The 3,544-nt window shown below is 50.5% G+C and carries 3 protein-coding genes; all 3 read left to right on the top strand.

Features of this window, described 5'->3' with window-relative positions:
* The first annotated feature begins 1,068 nt into the window (after window positions 1–1,068).
* The 3 genes from M1B34_RS21920 to M1B34_RS21910 all read left to right on the top strand — a co-directional run bounded on the left by M1B34_RS21920 (window position 1,069) and on the right by M1B34_RS21910 (window position 3,489).
* A complete protein-coding gene (locus M1B34_RS21920; protein ID WP_268266202.1) occupies window positions 1,069–1,803 on the top strand; it encodes a hypothetical protein in 735 nt (244 codons plus the stop codon).
* An 849-nt stretch (window positions 1,804–2,652) separates the two neighbouring features.
* Complete coding sequence (locus tag M1B34_RS21915; protein ID WP_169902358.1) at window positions 2,653–3,042, top strand: hypothetical protein; 390 nt, start codon at window positions 2,653–2,655, stop codon at window positions 3,040–3,042.
* Between the two features lie 132 nt (window positions 3,043–3,174).
* Complete coding sequence (locus M1B34_RS21910; RefSeq protein WP_069076399.1) at window positions 3,175–3,489, top strand: hypothetical protein; 315 nt, start codon at window positions 3,175–3,177, stop codon at window positions 3,487–3,489.
* Window positions 3,490–3,544 lie beyond the last annotated feature (55 nt).

Genomic DNA, 3,544 nt, shown 5'->3' with positions numbered 1-3,544 from the left:
AAGCAGTTGGGGTTTTGTTTGTGCGCGAGAAAAAACTTTTATCCGTTAGGGAGGGTTTTTGATGGCTGTTGGTGCCGTTCTAGGCGTCTGATTGGTCATTAGGAGCTCCAAGTCTCGGTTTGACGATCACGCTCGCCAGGGCCTGTTAGGAAGCGTGGGCAGGATGGCCAGGAGTGGGGCTGTCGCGCAGTCCAGCCGGTTCCTTGGAACTTGGCTGGCCCTGACTATGCTGCGGCGCATTGCACGCTGCAGGAGGGCGTTGATGGCGTCATGCTGAGATCGACCCTCGGTCCAGAGAGATTTCGGCCTGGTGGTACCGTTGGTCGCTCCTGGCAGCCTTTGCTGCTATGAAGAGAGGTTCGTGGTCGGTGGTTCTCGCAGCAGCCCTTGATGTTCTCCTGGCTAACTCCAGAGGGGGGGGCTTGTCGTGTGTTGAGTTGGCGCTGCTGCCTTTTTCCTTGGTATTGGCTGCGGCGGTTTGGTTGCTCTTCTTGTAGCGCATTTTCCAGCGCCTACGCCACGTTGATGAGGTGACAAAAGACAACCGATTGATGGTATAGGCCGCACGGTGTTCTTTCGCTTCAGATTCAAGTGGGGGCAGTGTCGGCCGGCGGCCAGCGCTTTATGCAGATTCGCTTTGTATTGTTGTAGGGGAAGTTCGTAGTTTTTCCGAACGGGCGTCGACCCATGCTCAGCCAAAAAACTCATGCTGACTAAAAGCGATAAAGCAGGCACAAAAAAACCGGCTCAAGGGCCGGTTTCTTTGGGTTCAAGATGCATTGAGCAGCGTCTTGAGATATTTGATTGGTGCCCGAGGGAGACTCGAGTGTTCCATATAAACCGTGCCTTGTAGCGAGGTTATACGATTAGGGATACAGGTAGGGATACAAGCTGGCGTCTGTTGGGACCATCAAGCTGTGTGCTCACTCGAAGCACAAGTCATTTCCCTCTATCCCATGACGCACCATTTGCGCATGGCTCATGAATCGTTTTTGAAAATTATGCGGTTGCGAATAGCCTGCCTATATCCGTTATTGTAGGTCTGTCACTAACCTCCATGGATATGTCATGCAGAGCTCAGAATTGGGTAAGCACAGTGAAGGTATTGAGCTAACGAATTGCCGCCAGATGTCTAATGCGGTGGTGGTGTGGATTAAGTGTCTGGAGAGCTACCCAGGTTGGAGGGAGTGGAAGCACGAAAGGATTAAACGCACTCTACTTGCTGAAGATCTTCCATTGCCAGAAAACGGTATTTTTAAGGAAGAGTTTGTTTTTTCAGATGATGTTGAAAGGCAGCATGCGGTTGTTTTCCAGTACCTAGGCCTTGAGCAAACCATAAACTCTCTAAAAGACTGTGAGTTCTATTTTCGTAGATACCCTTTCAGGGGATTACCAATTTCTCGCAGTGCTCACGTTACAAATATTTGTGAAATGTATTTTGGCCGTTTCTATGAGCTCAAAGAGCGCTTTAAGAAATACTTCAAGGCGATAACTGCGGTGGCTCCACATCATGCTCTGGAAATAGGGCTTTTCATAAAAACCTTCGATAAGGTTTTCGATGCAGAGTTAAGAGAGCGGAATTCGATTCATCACCATGCGCGCTTTGAGGATAGTTCAATTGATCGTGTGTTTCTGACTGGAAGTATTACGGATAAAGGTTGGGAGAGGGAACACAACAATGCCTACCGTAAATTGGCGAGGGAGTGGGTTGAGCGCGTCCGACAACGAGGTGCCGTGCTTGATCGCTTTTTAGATGAGACAGCAAAAGCAACGTTGGAGACTTGCAGTTTTCTGAAGCTGTGAGCGATCAGAGTAGAGGCTCAGAATGTTGCCGGGGACCCTGGAGGAATGTCAGGGATACGGGGTCGGAAACCCGCGTGATCGTGTCAGCGAAAGTTTTCACCGCTTACTGAAATTTCAACGTTGAAATTGAAAGGATGTTCAGGGGGGAAAAGGTCATCGTTACCTGATCGGTAAAGGTGAGCATTGGTGTTGTAGATCCCGAACGTTTGGATACCGTCAACCTGAGTGAGTGTGTCAACCACGTCAACCTGTCAACCAACGTAGAAAACCCAGCCGCTAACCAGGTGCGGCGGGTTATCTGCACCGTGTCTTTCAGATTTGCTCAGGGTCCCCGGCAACCTCTCAAGACCTTGTGCATTTGCACTGGTGAACTGTGTGTTCACCCGGTTCACCAGTTCACTAAGCTGGGCACCCTGTCGCTAACACAGTCCCGCGGGTTTCCGACCCCGTATGTCTCTCATTTGCTCAGGGACCCCCCGGCTCCTGCTGGAGTCTCTTCGCTGGTGGTTCGCATTGCCGATGGGGGGGCGGGGTGGATACCTAAAAAGACGTGAAACTGGTGTTTCAGGTGTGACGTATCTTGGTAAGTGACTGATTTTAATGTATAAAATCAAGGTTTCACCGTTTTGTATCGCACAGAGTGTGCGGTGTAACTGTAGTGAACTGTGTAACGCTTTTAGCCCGAGCGTTCCTAAATTGAGACGCATTTCGCCAAAGGTTCCGAAGAATGCGGTTCGCCTGGGTCTGCTGTCGGCCAATAGCAGACAAAGGGCAAAAAATAAGCTGCCCGTTATTCCTATGCGTACGACAGAATGTGACCTTCCCATATACTCTTAGGCCTTGCACTCCATGGACGACTCTCGTTTCACCCCGCAGCAGGTGGCGTCGCGATCTGGTAATGCTCAGGTGGATAAGGATGTGAGGCAATGGTTAGTGGGCCTTCCAATCGCTGAGAGACTCGATTTTTTAAAGCAACTTTGGCCACTGAACTTCCGGTATTCACTCAGACTGCTCCAAGCAGCACAGCTACCGAGGCAAGAAAACGAATACATGTTCAGGCACTGGCTGCGTGCTGGCCATCACAATACGGCGCAGGAACTCATCAAGCGGTTACAGCCGGTTCTTGGGGAGAGAAAATTCTGGCAGATTGCTTCACAAGAGACGCTTTCACCGACTATGCGCGAATTCATGAATTACTACGGCCTTGGACGCCTGGACTCACAACCCGAAGGAAAATAAACCTTTAGCCTTCTAGAAAATCTGTTTTCGGCGCCCCGGATGCTACGGCCGTTGGTGGCGACTGTTATCCGCTGGGTTGATTTATGCTCTTGGTGATAGGCAAAAAAACGACCATCAGCAATCGGGGGGAAGATGAACGAAGAGTTCAGCTATGTGTGGCTATTGCCGCTGCTTGAGAAACCTTTCGAAACGGCAGCACTCGATTTGCCAGATGCGGTAAGCGCTCTTAGTAAAAAATATAAGCTACCTGCCGACATTGCGTTGCAGCCGCTGGTGATCACAGCCTTGACGTCGCATTCCGAATATTGGTCAGGACTGGCGCTTAAATGGCTGGAGGATGGCTTTCCTTTAGACATTGCGCTGACCGCGATCTTGGCTCAGTGCGCCGAGGACAAAACGCTGTCTCAATCCCGCCGTCATAGAGCGCGTAGGCTTGTTGGCCGGTAAAAATCATGGGGCTAAATCCTATGTCTGGCTGTTACCGGCCCAGAGTGTGTAAAAA

The sequence above is a fragment of the Pseudomonas morbosilactucae genome (assembly GCF_023241715.1).
GTDB classification, from domain to species: Bacteria; Pseudomonadota; Gammaproteobacteria; order Pseudomonadales; family Pseudomonadaceae; genus Aquipseudomonas; species Aquipseudomonas morbosilactucae.
Note: the sequence above shows the minus strand (reverse complement) of the source record. Positions and strands in the feature narration are given on the sequence as shown.